12 protein-coding genes and 3 pseudogenes are annotated in these 15,222 nt (G+C 69.9%); 11 read left to right on the top strand and 4 right to left on the bottom strand.

Translation table 11 applies throughout. From position 1 onward, the window contains the following. Positions 1–123: 123 nt before the first annotated feature. Together OTB16_RS07970 and OTB16_RS07965 are read right to left on the bottom strand one after the other, a co-directional pair. Positions 124–630, bottom strand: a complete 507-nt coding sequence (locus tag OTB16_RS07970; RefSeq protein ID WP_267719222.1) for a CAP domain-containing protein — start codon at positions 628–630, stop codon at positions 124–126. A gap of 83 nt (positions 631–713) precedes the next feature. Next, on the bottom strand, positions 714–929 hold the full coding sequence (locus OTB16_RS07965) for a hypothetical protein (RefSeq protein ID WP_267719221.1): 216 nt from the start codon (positions 927–929) through the stop codon (positions 714–716). Between the two features lie 293 nt (positions 930–1,222). Here OTB16_RS07965 and paaK point away from each other — a divergent pair, with 293 nt between their 5' ends. From paaK to OTB16_RS07940, 6 genes and pseudogenes are all read left to right on the top strand, one after another. Further along, complete coding sequence (paaK, locus tag OTB16_RS07960; protein WP_267719220.1) at positions 1,223–2,524, top strand: phenylacetate--CoA ligase PaaK; 1,302 nt, start codon at positions 1,223–1,225, stop codon at positions 2,522–2,524. A 123-nt stretch (positions 2,525–2,647) separates the two neighbouring features. Then, positions 2,648–3,502 carry a YhjD/YihY/BrkB family envelope integrity protein gene (locus OTB16_RS07955; RefSeq protein WP_267719219.1) on the top strand — a complete coding sequence of 285 codons (855 nt, stop codon included), beginning with the start codon at positions 2,648–2,650 and terminating at the stop codon, positions 3,500–3,502. A gap of 303 nt (positions 3,503–3,805) precedes the next feature. Further along, positions 3,806–4,093, top strand: a complete 288-nt coding sequence (locus OTB16_RS07950) for a transposase (RefSeq protein WP_267719218.1) — start codon at positions 3,806–3,808, stop codon at positions 4,091–4,093. Positions 4,094–4,173: 80 nt separating this feature from the next. Beyond that, positions 4,174–4,398, top strand: a pseudogene (locus tag OTB16_RS39465) (IS3 family transposase); the annotation flags it as partial. Positions 4,399–4,552: 154 nt separating this feature from the next. Then, positions 4,553–4,852 (top strand): annotated as a pseudogene (locus tag OTB16_RS07945) (DDE-type integrase/transposase/recombinase); the annotation flags it as partial. 198 nt (positions 4,853–5,050) lie between these two features. Next, positions 5,051–6,121 carry an IS110 family RNA-guided transposase gene (locus OTB16_RS07940; protein WP_267719217.1) on the top strand — a complete coding sequence of 357 codons (1,071 nt, stop codon included), beginning with the start codon at positions 5,051–5,053 and terminating at the stop codon, positions 6,119–6,121. 3 nt (positions 6,122–6,124) lie between these two features. On the opposite strand, the gene OTB16_RS39825 is transcribed toward OTB16_RS07940, so the two are convergent. After that, positions 6,125–6,367 (bottom strand): hypothetical protein, encoded by a 243-nt coding sequence (locus OTB16_RS39825; protein WP_476470160.1) that lies wholly within the window; start codon positions 6,365–6,367, stop codon positions 6,125–6,127. 261 nt (positions 6,368–6,628) lie between these two features. On the opposite strand from OTB16_RS39825, the gene OTB16_RS07930 reads away from it, so the two are divergent. The 5 genes and pseudogenes from OTB16_RS07930 to OTB16_RS07910 all read left to right on the top strand — a co-directional run. Next, entirely contained in the window at positions 6,629–7,186 is a 558-nt protein-coding gene (locus tag OTB16_RS07930; protein WP_267719215.1) for an SseB family protein, read from the top strand. Next, positions 7,183–7,827: a hypothetical protein gene (locus OTB16_RS07925; protein ID WP_267719214.1), complete on the top strand. Its 645-nt coding sequence runs from the start codon at positions 7,183–7,185 to the stop codon at positions 7,825–7,827. Before OTB16_RS07930 ends, OTB16_RS07925 begins: the two co-directional genes overlap by 4 nt. Then, on the top strand, positions 7,827–12,527 hold the full coding sequence (locus OTB16_RS07920) for a putative T7SS-secreted protein (protein WP_267719213.1): 4,701 nt from the start codon (positions 7,827–7,829) through the stop codon (positions 12,525–12,527). Before OTB16_RS07925 ends, OTB16_RS07920 begins: the two co-directional genes overlap by 1 nt. Before the next feature lie 27 nt (positions 12,528–12,554). Next, positions 12,555–12,986, top strand: a complete 432-nt coding sequence (locus OTB16_RS07915) for an SMI1/KNR4 family protein (protein ID WP_267719212.1) — start codon at positions 12,555–12,557, stop codon at positions 12,984–12,986. 463 nt (positions 12,987–13,449) lie between these two features. Next, positions 13,450–13,941 (top strand): annotated as a pseudogene (locus OTB16_RS07910) (penicillin acylase family protein); the annotation flags it as partial. Between the two features lie 105 nt (positions 13,942–14,046). Here OTB16_RS07910 and OTB16_RS07905 read toward each other — a convergent pair. After that, entirely contained in the window at positions 14,047–15,186 is a 1,140-nt protein-coding gene (locus OTB16_RS07905) for a calcium:cation antiporter (RefSeq protein WP_267719210.1), read from the bottom strand. Between the last annotated feature and the right edge of the window lie 36 nt (positions 15,187–15,222).

Here is a 15,222-nt window from a genome sequence, read left to right as displayed (position 1 = left end):
CCCGACGTCCTGGCCGCCCAACGTCGCGAACGCGCCAAGGTCCGCAGCGAGCGCCAACAGCGCTGGGGCCGACCACGGCCCCAAGCCGCCTGACCGACCCGGCCAACGTTCGTGGACAACGCACTAGCTCGGGGTCGCGAAGACCTGGACCGCGCGGTCGCCGGACACCGCGACGCCGGTCTCGGTGTAGCTGCACCTCAGCATGTCGGCCTTGTGCGGGGCGCTGTTCAGCCAGCCGTCGACGTGGGCCTTCGAGGTGTCGTATCCGGGACCGGAGACGTTCTCACCCCAGGCACCCCAGGTGTAGCCGGCCTTGTCAATCCGCTGCGGCACGGTGGAGCCGTCCGACCCGGTGTGTCCGGTCAGGTTGTTCTTCGCCATGTCAGCGGCGTGGGCCTGCGCGGCCTGGGTGAGCTTCGCGTTCTCCGCGAGGGGCTGGCAGCCGGCCTTCTCGCGCTCGGCGTTCACGAGCGAGAGGATCTCGCTCGCGCTGGCCTGTTGGACGACGCCCTGCGCGGAGGAGTACGCGGCCGTGGTGACCGCGCCGGCGGCGCCGGCTCCGGCGAGCAGCAGCGGGGCCGCGCAGGCGGCCACGGCGATGCGGCGTATGGGGTGGGACCGGGTCTTCATGATGTTCCCTCGGGGTAGGCGGCAGTAAGGACGCCCCGTCTCCTGCGAAACGCGGAGGCAGGGTCCTGCCCGCAGGCAGGCGGCTACAGGCCTGCCCTCAGTTCGGCGGCCAGGGAGCGGCACCATTCGGCCAGCTCCCGGCGGTCCGTGCCCTGGCCCAGCAGGTCGGCCTGGGCCTCGGTCAGGCGCAGCGGCCCCGGGTCCTCCAGCAGCTGGGCGACCTCGGCGAGCAGTCCGACCATGCGCCGGGCACCGGAGGCGCTCAGGCGTACCGTCACGGCGGGATCGACTACGGACATGACCGCCGCTCCCTTCGCCGTACGGCCGCGGGGCTCTCCTTCGACCGTACGCCCGTACCGGATGGGGCGCCGCCCGGGTGCGGGGGCCGCCCGACCGTACGCCCGTACCGGGTGGGGACGGCGCCCGGGGCAGGGCCCGCCCGGGCAGGGGCCCGCCCGGGCAGGGGCCCGCCCGGAGCGGGCCCCCCGCGGCCCGTGCGGCAGACGCTCACTCGTTCGAGTCATTGCTTTACCCGGCGGGGTCCGGCAATGTACCGAATGATCGGTCGGTTGGCTTCGGACGAGGTGACGGCATGACGGCGTACGCGGATCTCCACGACGAGGGCGAGCGGCTCAGCCGCGACGAGCTGGCCGCGCTCCAGCTGAAACGGCTGCGCGCGAGCCTGCACCGCGCCTACGACCGGGTGCCCTTCTACCGGCAGGCCTTCGACAAGGCCGGGGTGCACCCGGACGACTGCCGCTCGCTCGCGGACCTCGCCCTCTTTCCGTTCACCGCCAAGACCGACCTCCGGGACCAGTACCCCTTCGGGATGTTCGCCGTACCGCGCTCCGACGTGCGCCGGATCCACGCCTCCAGCGGCACCACCGGGCGGCCCACCGTCGTCGGCTACACCGACGGGGACCTGGCCACCTGGGCCGACGTCGTCGCCCGGTCCCTGCGCGCGGCGGGCGGCAGGCCCGGCCAGATCGTCCACATCGCCTACGGCTACGGGCTGTTCACGGGCGGGCTCGGCGCGCACTACGGCGCCGAGCGGCTGGGCTGTACGGTCGTGCCCGCCTCGGGCGGGATGACGGACCGCCAGGTCAGGCTGATCCAGGACTTCCGGCCCGAGGTCATCATGGTGACCCCCTCGTACATGCTCACCCTGCTGGAGGAGATGGAGCGCCAGGGCATCGACCCGCGCACGACCTCCCTCCGGACGGGCGTCTTCGGCGCGGAGCCGTGGACGGAGGAGATGCGCCGTGAGATAGAGGAGCGGCTCGACATCGACGCGGTGGACATCTACGGCCTGTCGGAGGTCATGGGCCCGGGCGTGGCGCAGGAGTGCGTGGAGACCAAGGACGGCCTGCACGTCTGGGAGGACCACTTCTACCCGGAGGTGATCGATCCGCTGACGGGCGCGGTACTGCCGGAGGGCGAGCCCGGCGAACTGGTCTTCACCTCCCTCACGAAGGAAGCAATGCCCGTCGTCCGCTACCGCACCCGGGACCTGACGCGACTGCTGCCCGGGACCGCGCGCCCGGCGTTCCGGCGGATGGAGAAGGTCACCGGCCGCACCGACGACATGATCATCCTGCGCGGGGTGAACCTGTACCCCACCCAGATCGAGGAGATCCTGCTGCGCACGCCCGCCCTGGCCCCGCACTTCCAGCTGCGGCTGACGCGGGAGGGCCGGATGGACGCCCTGACCGTACGGGTGGAGGCGCGCCGGGAGTCGGAGGCCGGACAGCAGGAGGCCGCGGCCGCCGCGGTGGTCCGGGCCGTCAAGGAGGGCATCGGAGTGTCGGTGCGGGTCGAGGTGGTCGCCCCGGAGACCTTGGAGCGGTCGGTGGGGAAGATCAAGCGGCTGGTGGACCTCCGCGGCGCCGGGTAGGCCTCAGCGCCCCCAAGTCTCCGCGCCTGCGGTTCCGCCTCCGGGCGGTCGAAACCACCCCTTCGGGTCCCATTCGGGCGGGCTTCCGGGAACGGGCGGGCCATCGCGGGTAGTGCATGAGGCGTGACCTCGATCCTCCGGCGGCTCTACGACCGGCTCCAGGGCTCCCAGGCCGGTCTGGCGTGGAGCCGCGGCCGGGAGATCGAGCTGATGCACCGGGCGATGGGCTTCGCCGCCCTCGGGTTCCTCACCCTGGTGCCGCTGCTGGTGGTCGTGGCGGCCGCCGCACCCGGCAGCGGCTCGGGATTCGGCCGCTGGCTCGGCCAGGCCCTGGGGGTGGCGGAGTCCTCGCGGGCGCGGGTCGAGACGGTGTTCGGCGCGGCGGACCTGGCCCTGGAACGCACCACGGCCTTCGGCCTGGCCGCGCTCGCCGTCTTCGGCCTGACCTTCGGCTCGGCCGTGCAGACCGGCTACGAGAAGGTCTGGGACCTGCCGACCGCCCGCTGGCACACCATGTGGCGGCACGTCATCTGGCTGGCCATGCTGGTCTGCTACCTCGCGCTGCTGGTGGTCATCCCCGCCCCCTCGAAGGATGCCCTCGGCACGGTCCTCGGCACCTTGGGGGACCTCGCCGGCACCTGCCTGTTCTTCGTCCTCTCGCAACGGCTGCTGCTCGGCAGCCGGGTGCGCTGGCGCGCCCTGGTACCGGGGGCGGTGGCGACCAGCGTCGGCCTGCTGGGGCTGCGGCTCTTCTCCCAACTGGTGTTCTCCCCGCTGATCGCCTCGAACGCCGTGACCTACGGCCCCTTCGGCACCCTGCTGGTCGTCCAGTCCTGGCTGGTCGGCGTGGGCTTCGTGGTCTACGGCGGGGCGCTCGTCGGCCGCCTCCTCCACGAGCACCTCACCCTGCGCCGCCTCCGGCGCGACGGGGTCCTCCCCGCCGCAGGCCCGCCTCCGCCGGACGCGTCGACGGCCTGACCGTCCGCCCCCGGACCCGGACCACGACGGCCGGGCCCGGGGCCCGGGGCCGACCGCGGGGTGCGGTGAGACCCCGCGCCCCTGCGGCGGCCCTCCCGCGACCCGACGCGCGTCCGCCCGTACCTCCGAGGCCGGCGCGGACGCCCTCACCGACACCGTCACCGACGCCCGGACACCGAACGGGACGTTGACAGATCATCGGCCCACCTGCGTGAGTGTGGGGTGCACGGACCCACTGAAGCTTCCCCTTGATCGTGGACACCTGGAGACTGGGACGTGAGGTTCCAGAGGAAGTAGTGCCAGGTGGGAAGCAAGTACACGAAGCGGTACTCGGAGGAGTACAAGCGGGACGCGATCGAGCTCGTGCGGTCGTCGGGCCGGACGGTGACTGAGGTCGCCCGGGAGCTCGGGATCAGTTCGGAGTCCCTGCGGGGCTGGGTGAAGAAGGCCCGCGCCGCCCAGGACGCCGGGCCCGGTGCCGTGCGGGCCGCCGATGACCGGGACGAGGAGCTGAAGCGGCTGCGGAAGCTGACCGCCGAGCAGGCGAAAACGATCGAGATCCTGAAAAGAGCGACGGCCTTCTTCGCGTAGGAGAGCGACCGGTGAGAAAGATATGCCGGTTCATCCACGCGGAGAGGGCGAACTACCCGGTCACACTGCTGTGCAGGGTAATGAAGACCGGCCGGTCCACGTCCTACGCGTGGATGGCCGGGCGAGAGGCCCGCGAAGCGAAGCGCCGGGCGGATGAGGCCCTGGCGCACGAGATCACGGTGATCCACATCGCGTCCCGGCGGAACTACGGCGTCCCGCGCGTCACCGCCGAACTGCGCCGGCGGGGCCGGGTGGTCAACCGCAAGCGGGTGGCGCGGGTCATGCGGGAACACGGCATCGCCGGGAACAGCCGGCGCACCGGACGCCGCAGCCTGACCAAGGCCGACACCAGGGCCGCCCCGTCGCCGGACCTGATCGGCCGGGACTTCACCGCCACCCGCCCCGGCACGAAGATCGTCGGAGACATCACCTACATCCCCACCGCCGAGGGCCTGGCTCTACCTTGCCTCGTGGCTGGACCTGGCCACGCGCGAGGTGATCGGGTACTCGATGGCCGACCACCACCGCGCCGAACTCGTCGTCGACGCCCTGGACATGGCCGCCGCGCTGGGCCGCCTGGAGCCCGGCTGCGTGATCCACAGCAACCGCGGACCGGAATACACCTCCCGCCAACTGCGCGACAGAATGAGCATGTTGGGGCACCAGCAAAGTATGGGCCGGACCGGGAGCTGCTTCGACTGTCAATCTTTTCGCACCGGATCCCGCAAGGATCGGGTAGTCCCGGCCGAGGCGGTCTGACTCTTGCTATGACTGACCCTACGGGTGTCCTGGCGTTGATCTGTCGACCGCCCGGCCGGGCACGCAGCAAGCGCTGCCGCCGGACGGACGTGACCTGATAAGAGCCTGGAGCCGACTCACCAAAGCGTCCCCGTGACAGTCCTGTCCGTCCGACCGGCGACAGCGTGACCTCCCACGCTACCGGCCGGAAGGAACACCGTGCAGACCATCGAGCAGCCCAGGTCCGGGCATGTCGTGATCGGTGTCGACACACACAAACACATCCACGTCGCAGCCGTGATGGACACGATCGGCGGGATCCTGGCCACCTTGACCATTCCCACCGACACCGGCGGCTTCCAGCAACTGCTCGACTGGGCAGCCTCGTTCGGCAGGATTCTCGCCTTCGGGATCGAGGGCACCGGCTCCTACGGCGCCACACTCACATCGTTCCTGCGCAGGAACGGCCACAAGGTGGTCGAGGCCGGCCGACCGGACCGGCGACTGCGGCGGATGAACGGCAAGTCCGACACCCTGGACACCGAGAACGCCGCCCGCGCCGTACTCGCCGGGTTCGCGACCGCCACACCGAAGAGCGCCGACGGTGAAGCGGAGATGATCCGCCGGCTCAAGGTCGCGCACGACCAGGCCGTTGAACAGCGCGCCGCGGCCATGGTCACGATGAAGGCCATGCTGGTCCACGCCCCGGACACCCTGCGCCGGGAGACCGCGGGAAAGACACAGATCACCCTGGCTCGGCAGCTGGCAGCCCTGCGTCCCCGCCGCCTGGAAGGACCCGAGGACGCACTGCGTCACACGCTGCGGACGCTCGCCAAGCGGTGGCAGTACCTCGACGCCGAGGCGAAAGAACTGACCAAGATGATCGGCGACTTGGTCCAGCGGGCCGCTCCACAGCTGCTCGAGCCGTTCGGCATCGGGGTGGACACCGCCGCGGAAATCCTCGTCGTCGCCGGCGACAACCCCGAACGGATCAAGTCCGAAGCCGCCCTCGCCAAACTCGCCGGCATCGCACCTGTGCCCACCGGCTCCGGCATGACCAGCGGCAGGCATCGCATCAACCATGGCGGCCACCGGCAGCTGAACGCCGCGATCTACCGAACTGTCATCGTCCGGATGCAATTTCATCAGCCCACGATCGACTACGTCGCCCGCCGCACCACCGAAGGCAAGACGAAACGAGAGATCATCCGCTGCCTCAAACGCTACGTCATCCGCGAGGTCTACCACCTCCTCCGACCCGCCCCACGAGCACCCCAGAAAGCCAGTTGACAGCTATAGGAGCGTCAACGCCGCCGCGGAAAGTTCTGGGCCGTACTCAAAGAGGAGATCGGCACCCGCTTCTGGCCCGACCGCGCGACCGCCCGCGCCGACATCTTCGACTTCGTCGAGACCTTCTACAACAGACGCCGCCTGCGCAAGCACGTCCACTGGGGCTACCTCACGCCCCACGAGACACGCCTGCGCTACCAGCAGGATCAGGCCCTCGCGGCGTAACAGCGATGTGTCCACGATCACGGGGAAACTTCAGGTCCCTCCATTCCAGACTTCCAGGACAACGATGCTCCTGTTCTGAACAAACACCACGTGCCTGCACCGGCACCGCAGGAAGGCTCGTGGCAGGTTTCCCAGCCAGGCATGCCGTTGGTCACCAGCGCGCCGAAGGCCGGGGGCGCGCTCGGCACACCCCCGAGCGGGATGGCGTCAGCCCCGGCCGCGCAACCGTCCGGCTTAGAACCACGTCACGGAAGGGAAGATCAACATGGCAGAATTCGAACGGTGAGTGATCGCGGGGAGCACATTCCTTCACCAAGCGGGCGTCTGAGGCTGACCGATCTGGCAGCAGCGAGTGATGACCTGCATGATCCTGCAGCGAGCGCGTCAGCCGCCGAGTCCGAAGCGCCGCCGAGCGAAGCGGTGCCCGCGCCGGAGCCCGACCCGCTGCCGCGTCGATCGGAGGACGACAGGGTGGCCGCAGCGCGGTGGGAGTTCGCCGTGCTGCTCGGGGAGTTCCGGCGCACGGCCGTGCTGGTGCCGTTCGACGAGCAGGGCAGCCTGTGGACGGCGGATCTGAACGGGGTGCGCTGGATCTGTGCGTTCTCGAACGAGGAGGCGTTGGCGGCGTTCGCGCGGGCGCGGGGGGAGGCCGGGCGGGAGTGGGCGTATCGGGCGGTGCTCGGTGCGCGGTTGCTGGACGTGATGGTGCCGATGCTGCCGGGCCCTGGTGGGGTCGCGCTGGACGCGGGTAGTGAGGGCGGCGGCATGTTGTTCCCGCCGGTCCGCGGTGTCGTGCCCGACGCCGTGGCCGTCGATGTGGACGGGGAGGAAGCGCAGTGAGTGGTGGGGAGCCGAGCCTGGAGGCGCCGGCGCAGGCGCTGGCGGAGATCGCGGCCGGGATCAATCTCGCGCATTCGGAGTTGAAGGATCTCGGCATGATCGGGCAGGCGTCCGCGGGCCGGGGTTTCTCCGGGCTGGCGCTGTCGGGGCTGGAGTTGGGGGATGGCGGACTGACGGCGGAGTTCAAGACGTTCTGCGACCGCTGGGAGTGGGGCGTACGGGCACTGACCCTGCGGGGCAACGGCTTCGCGCAGGGTGTGGGCCTGTCGGCCGGGTCGTATGCCGAGCAGGAGCAGTACGTGAAGGACTCGTTCAAGATCGCGGTGAACTCGGTCAACGGGAACCCGCATCTGACCGAGGACGAGGTCAAGCAGATGAGCTGGGACAAGATCAGCACCCAGACGATGTACGACAACCCGGACTACAGCGCCGAATCGTTTGTGCAGGCCCACCAGGAGGTCAAGCAGACCTGGCAGGACACCGGTTACGACGTCATGGACGCGCAGCTGGACTCCATGCAGCGCAACGGCCTGCTCGACCCGGCGACCCGGGCCCGGATGGACCAGGAGTTGTTCGACACGCTCGACCCCTCCCAGGGCGTCGTCGAGCAGGCCGAGCAGCCGCGCTGGGGTGACAACTGATGGTGAGCTGGGACGACCTGGGCAGGCTCACCGACAAGGGCACCGACCTCGTCGACAAGGGCATCGACAAGGGCAAGGAACTCGTCGGCGAGGGCATCGACAAGAGCACCGACGCCCTCGGAGCGGGCCTGGAGAAGGTCGGTGCCGAGGGCTGGGCGGATTCCGTCGAGGACTGGGGTGATGGGACCGCCGCCTCCCTCGGGGCGGAGGTCGGTGAGCAGCAGCTCGGGCAGACCGAGGAGCCGAACGAGCTCGTGCACGGCAACCCGGGGAAGGTCCGGGAGTCGATCACGAACCTCCGTGACTTCCAGCGGGCGTTCGACCTGGTCGGGGCCGGGATGAAGAAGCTCGACTCGGCGAGCTGGAAGGGCGAGGCCGCCAACAGCTTCCGCGAGAACTTCCAGACCCTGCCCACCGACTGGCTGCACGCCGCCGACGCCTTCGAGAACGCCGCCCAGGCCCTGGAGACGTACGCGAGCGCCGTCACCACCGCCCAGGGCAAGGCGCGCGAGGCCATCGACCTCTACAAGGAGGCCCAGCAGGACTACAAGGTCGCCGCCGACGCGCACAACAAGAAAGTCGACGCCTACAACGACGCCCGCAACAGCGACAACCCCCTCCCCCGCCCCGCCGACTTCACCGATCCAAGCCAGGACAAGCGGCAGCGCGCCCAGGAGATCCTCAAAGCCGCCCGCAGCGCCCGCAAGGAGGCCGCCGACACGGCCAAGGCGGCGGTCACCGCGGCGATGGCCCACGCCCCGAAGGAACCCACCGGCCGGGAGAAAACCAAGCTCGAACTCGCCGACTACGCCTTCGGGCAGGGCGTGGAGATGATGCACTTCGGCGGCGGCATCGTGAAGGGCGCCGCGGGCCTGGTCAACTTCGTACGCTCGGTGAACGCGCTGGACCCGTACAACATCACCCACCCGGCCGAGTACTACAAGAACATGAACATGACCCTGGCCGGGCTCGTGTCCACCGCAGCCAACCCCGACCGGGCCCTGAAGAACGCCTGGGACGCCGCCAAGGGCGACCCCTCCGAATTCCTCGGCCGGCTCGTCCCCGAACTCATCGGCACCAAAGGCGCCGGCGTCCTCCGTACCGGGCTCCGGGCCGGGCTGAAGCCCACTGCGGGCAGCACGCTGCGCAGGAACGTCAACGGGGCGCCGATGACGAACAGCCAGATTCCGAGTTCGGTGTGCAAGGGGCCGACCGACCCGGTGAACCTCGCCACGGGGGCCATGTATCTGCCCCAGGTGGACGTCGTCCTTTCCGGAGCCCTTCCCCTCGTGGTCTCACGCAGAGCGCAGTCCACCTTCACTGCAGGCCAGTGGTTCGGGCCCCGGTGGGCGAGCACCTTGGATCAGCGGCTTGAGATCGACCCCCAAGGCGTCATCCTGGTCAGCGAGGACGGCCTCCTCCTCGACTACCCCCATCCGGCGCCCGGGGAGGCCACCCTGCCGGCGCACGGGCCGCGCTGGCCGCTCGACCGCGACGCCGAGGGCGGCGGCTACACGCTCACCGACCCGGAAGACGGAACCGTACGGCGCTTCGTGCCCCACGGCACCGATCGTGCGCTGCTGACCCGCGTGGAGGACCGCAACGGCCGTTGGATCGCCTTCGAGTACAACACGGCAGGGGCTCCCACGGCGATCGTGCACCACGGCGGCTATCGGCTGCGCGTCTCGACGTCGCGGGGGCGGGTCACGGAACTGCATCTGGTTGCAGGTGGCGAATCCGAGAACGTGAGGCTCGTCCGCTACGGCTACGACGACGGCGGCCACCTGACGGAGATCTTCAATTCCTCGGACGAGCCGCTGCTCTTCGGGGTCGATCCCAGTGGCCTGATCCTGTCCTGGCGCGACAGGAACGGCTACTCCTACGCGTACAGGTACGACACATCGGGACGGTGCATCGGTGAAGGGGGTACGGAGGGCCACCTCAAGGCTCTCATCGAGTACGGCGCCACGGATCCGGTCAGCGGGCTGCGGATGACGTCCGTGACCGATGCCCTCGGCCACACGTCGCACTATGTTTTCGACCGCCACCACCGGCTCGTGTCCCAGACCGACCCGTTGGGCGCGGCGACTCGCAACGAACACGACGAGCGGGGCCGGCTGAAAGAATGGACGGACGCCCTCGGATACTCCACCCGGTTCACGTTCGACCCAGCGGACAACATCATCGCGGTCACCCGGCCGGACGGGCAGGGCTCGACCGCCACGTACACCTCGACGGGGCGGCCCCTGACGGTCGTCGGCCCCAGTGGGGAGACCTGGTGCTACGCATACGACGAGGCCGGGAACTGCGTTTCGGCCACCGATCCCACGGGCGCCACCACGCGGTACACCTACGACGAGCGCGGCAACCTACGCTGCGTGGTCGACCCGGCGGGCAACCGCACCCTCCTCAACTGCGATGCGGCCGGGCTGACCACACGGCTGACGGAACCCACGGGCGCGGTCACGTCCCTGCAGCGCGATGCCTTCGGCCGTGTGACCTCGGAGACCGATCCACTCGGGCGCACGACCCACTATGTCTGGGACGTCGAGGGCAGGATCCTGCAACGCCGTGGTCCGGACGGATCCACGGAGACCTGGTCCTACGACGCCGAAGGCAACTGCCTCCTCCACACCGACGCCTCCGGCGCCACGCACACTTACGAGTACGGCCACTTCGACCAGCTCGCGGCCCGGACGGGTCCCGACGGTTCACGCTTCACGTTCACCTACGACGCCGCCCTGCGGCTGACCAGCGTCACCAACGACCAGGGTCTGACCTGGGACTACGGCTACGACGCAGCTGGCCAGCTGGTGTCGGAATGCGACTTCGACGGCCGCACGGTGGACTACGCGTACGATCCGACCGGCAAACTGGTGGCCCGTACGACACCGGCAGGGCACACCGTCCGCTATCAGCGGGACGTTCTCGGGCGGCCGCTCGTCAAGGACGCGGACGGAGCCATCAGCCGGTACTTCTACGACCGGTCCGGACGTCTCGTACGGGCGGTCAACGAGGACGCGGATCTGGTCATCACCCGGGACGAGCTCGGCCGGACCACGTCCGAAACCGTCGGGGAAGCCGTCCTGCACTACGGATACGACGCCGCCGGCCGACGCACGACCAGGACCACGCCCTCCGGTGTCCTGCAGGAACTCACCCTGGACCCCGCGGGCCGTCTCATCCAGCTCGCGAGCGGCGACCACCACCTGTCCTTCCGCTACGACGATGCCGGGCAGGAAGTGCAACGCCACTGCGGTCAGATCGAGATGCGCACCGAGTGGAACGCGGCAGGCCGCCCGCAGGCGCACGTCATCCGGACGAACGGCACGGACCACCGACGCGACTACGCCTACCGGGCCGACGGGCATCTCACCTCCGTACGGGACAGCTCGACCGGCGTCCGGACCCTGACCCTGGACGCCGCTGCCCGGGTGACGACTGTCCACGCGGCCGACTGGAGCGAGCGCTACGCGTACGACCGAGCGGGAAACATCGCGACGGCCGACTGGCCCCTCCGGCATGCTTCCGCCGAAGCCACGGGCGAGCGCACTTACAGCGGCACCCTCCTTCACCATGCGGGTGGTGTGCGGTACGAGTACGACGCGCAGGGCCGTGTCATCCTCCGGCAGAAGACGCGTCTGTCCCGCAAACCCGATACCTGGCGCTACGACTGGGACGCCGAGGACCGCCTCCGCTCCGTCACCACCCCCGACGGGACCACGTGGTGCTACCTCTACGACGCGCTCGGCCGACGCATCGCCAAACAGCGCCTCGGCGACGACGGCCGGTCAGTGGCCGAAGAGGTGACGTTCACATGGGACGGGTCCGTGCTGTGCGAGCAGACCACCCGGTCCTCCCACCTGCCCCACCCCGTCACCGTCACCTGGGATCACGACGGCCTGGTGCCGGTGGCCCAGCTCGAACGAATCCTGGACGGACCGTCGGGGCAACGGGAGATCGACCGCCGCTTCTTCGCGATCGTGACGGACCTGATCGGCACACCCACCGCACTGTTGGACGAGCAGGGCGAGACGGCGTGGCGCGCCCGGTCCACCCTCTGGGGCCTCACCGGGTGGTCGACGGACAGCAGCGCCTATACGCCCCTGCGCTTCCCCGGACAGTACAGCGACCCGGAATCCGGCCTGCACTACAACGTGCACCGCTACTACGACCCGGAGACCGCCCGCTACATGAGCCAGGACCCGCTGGGCCTGGCGGCCGCTCCCCACCCCGCCTCATACGTGTCCAACCCGCTGAGCTGGTCGGATCCGCTGGGACTCATCCCGTGCGAGGAAGCAGCCAAGATCGCGGCGGCCAAGAAGGAGTCGGTCCTCGGAACCGGCGTGCCCACCCGTCAGGGCGCCAGCGTCGGATACACGGACAGCTTCTCCTACAAGAAGACGTTCTTCGCCGAGCATCCCGAACTCAAGGGCAAGGTGGTCGTCCACCACGCGATCGAGCAGCAGACCCTCAACAGATACCCGGGGCTGTTCAAGCCGGAAGAGATCCACTCGATCGAGAACCTTCGCGGAATACCCAAGGGCGATATCAACAGCCGTATCCATCTCAGCGATATACGTGTCGAGTGGAATCGGTTCTACGAGAGCCATCCGAACCCGACCCGGCAAGAAGTCCTCGACCATGCGACGAAAATCGACGACAAATTGGGCAACTGGTTCAGCCCCAGGATAAGGTGATGCGAACCTTGGAGCCCTGGAGGACCCGTGTGGCGTGAACTGGTCGAACAGTACGAAGACGTCGAGGTGGCCGAGCCCGCGGCCGAGCAGGACCTGCTCGGCCTGGAACACCGGATCGGGACCCCCTTGCCGACTTCTCTGCGGGCATTGCTCACCGAATTCAACGGCGTGGTGGACGAAGACGGAACGGACGTCGTCTGGAACGCGGAGCAAATCGCCCGCACCAATGAGGAATTCCGGACCAGGGAGGACCTCCGGTCCCTCTACATGCCGTTCGACGCCCTCTTCTTCTTCGGAGACAACGGCGGCGGTGACCAGTTCGCCCTCCCTATTTCTCCCAGGCGTCCCGACGTTTTCGTCTGGAATCACGAGAACGACAGTCGGACCTGGGTGGCGTCGAACATGGAGCAGTACCTCCGCAACGCGCTGTCACGGCCCGGCGAGGACTGGTACCGCTGAGCCTGGAGGTACGCGTCACCGGTGCCATGCCGGTGACGCGCAGGACGCTTGTTCCCTCTGGCATGGGGCTCCCGCGAGGCCGCGGCACTGGCGCCGACGCCGGCGCCGCCCTGGGCATCGGCATCCCGCTCGTCGTCCAGCTCCCTCGGCCCCGCAGGTCCCGTACGAGCCGCTCCGGGAGCTGCTGACGCGGCCAGCCCCACGCCAGGAGCGGCTCCTCGAATACCTTCCCCAGGCCGATCTGCGGCTGCTCTCCGGCCCATCCGGCCTCACCGAGCACGTCCATGTGCAGCCGTGCGTCCGTCTGCACCAGCCGCTGGAGGTACGTGCCGACCGCGGCGTCGGTCCGGGCGCCGAGGTCACCCGGGCGGTCCCGGGACCGCCGGTCCTCGTTCGCCTCCGCGGCGGCCTCCTCGTAGCGACGGAGCCAGGCGCGGCCGCCCTCACGGGCCAGCCACCATTCCTGTGGCTGGTGCCGTTCTCGGCGGCCGACCCGGTCCGTACGCCGAGAACGCTCAACCAGGCCGCGCCCGGGCTCGGGCGGGCCCTCGCGGACGCCGTCGCCGAGCTGAGGGCGGCCGGGATCGCGCTGGACGCCCCGCTGGGCGCGCACCAGTTCGTGGTCCGCGGCGGGCAGAAGCTGCCCGTCGGCGGCGGAACCGAGGCGCTCGGCGTCTGGAACAAGATCGAGGCGCCGTGGAACGCGGCGGCCGGGGGCTACCGCGAGGTGCTGCACGGCTCGAGCCACATCCAGGCGGTCGGCTGGGACGGCGGCCGCTGCCCGGTGGCGCGCACCCTGCTGACGTACGGCCAGTCCTCGGACCCGGATTCGCCGTACTCCGCGGACCAGACCCGGCTGTTCTCGCAGGAGCGCTGGGTGACCTCGCGGTTCTGCGAGCGGGACATCCTCGCCTCGCCGCGGCTGAAGGTGGTGTGGCCGCGCGAGCGCCGCTGACCGGGCGCCTCTATGACCCGATGACCCGATGACCCGGTGACCCGCCCGGCGGAGGCACCCCGCGGGGACGCAGGTGCCTCCGCCGGGCGGGGGGCGACCGTACGGCTACGGGCTGACGGCGAGGAACAGGAACCCCGCGAACAGCACGAGGTGGACGCCGCCCTGGAGCAGGGTGGCGCGGCCCGGAACGATGGTGAGGGCGCTGACGACGACGGTGAGCGCGAGCAGCACCATGTGGATCGGCCCGAGACCGAGCAGCAGCGGGCCGGACAGCCAGATCGAGGCCAGGGCGATGGCCGGGATGGTCAGGCCGATGCTGGCGATGGCGGATCCGTACGCGAGGTTCAGGCTGGTCTGTACACGGTCGCGGCGGGCGGCTCGGACGGCGGCCAGCGTCTCGGGCAGCAGCACGAGCAGCGCGATGATCACACCGACGACGGCGTTGGGCAGCCCGGCGCTCGCGACCCCTTCCTCGATCGTCGGGGAGACGGCCTTGGCGTTGCCGACGACCGCGACCAGCGCGACCAGCAGCAGGCCGAGGCTGATCAGCGCGGCCCGGGAGCTGGGCGGCTCGGCGTGGTCGTCGTCCTCCCCGGCGGCCGCGGCGGCGGCGGCCTGCGCCGCCTCCTTGCGGATCCGCTTGGTGTCCACGGGCAGGAAGTAGTCCCGGTGACGGACCGTCTGGACGGTGATGAACAGACCGTAGAGGGCCAGCGAGGCGACGGCGGCGAACGTCAGCTGGGCGGTGGAGAACTCGGGGCCGGGCTTGCTGGTCGTGAAGGTCGGCAGGACGAGGCTGAGGACGGCGAGGGTCGCGACGGTGGCGAGGGCCGCTCCGGACCCCTCGGCGTTGAAGACGGCCACGCGGTTGCGCAGGGCGCCGACCAGCAGGGACAGGCCGACAATGCCGTTGCACGTGATCATGACGGCGGCGAAGACGGTGTCACGGGCGAGGGAGGAGGTCTTGGGCCCGCCGTCGGCCATCAGGGTGACGATGAGCGCCACTTCGATGACGGTGACGGCCACGGCGAGGACGAGGGATCCGAAGGGTTCGCCGACCCGGAGGGCGACGACCTCGGCGTGGTGGACGGCCGCCAGCACCGCGCCCGCGAGGCAGAGGGAGACCAGGACCACCGCGAGTGCGGGCAGATCGCGGCCCCAGCTGAAGGCGAGCGCGATCAACGCCACCACGGGGACCACGACGGTCCAGTCGGTCAAGGGGGATCTGTGCGTTGCCGTACTCATATCAGCCAAGTTGCCAGAACTGTCCTCCGGGTGCGG

The sequence above is a fragment of the Streptomyces antarcticus genome, from assembly GCF_026627255.1.
Lineage (GTDB): Bacteria > Actinomycetota > Actinomycetes > Streptomycetales > Streptomycetaceae > Streptomyces > Streptomyces antarcticus.
The sequence above is the reverse complement of the archived record's forward strand: the minus strand, read 5'-3'. Positions and strand labels throughout refer to the sequence as shown.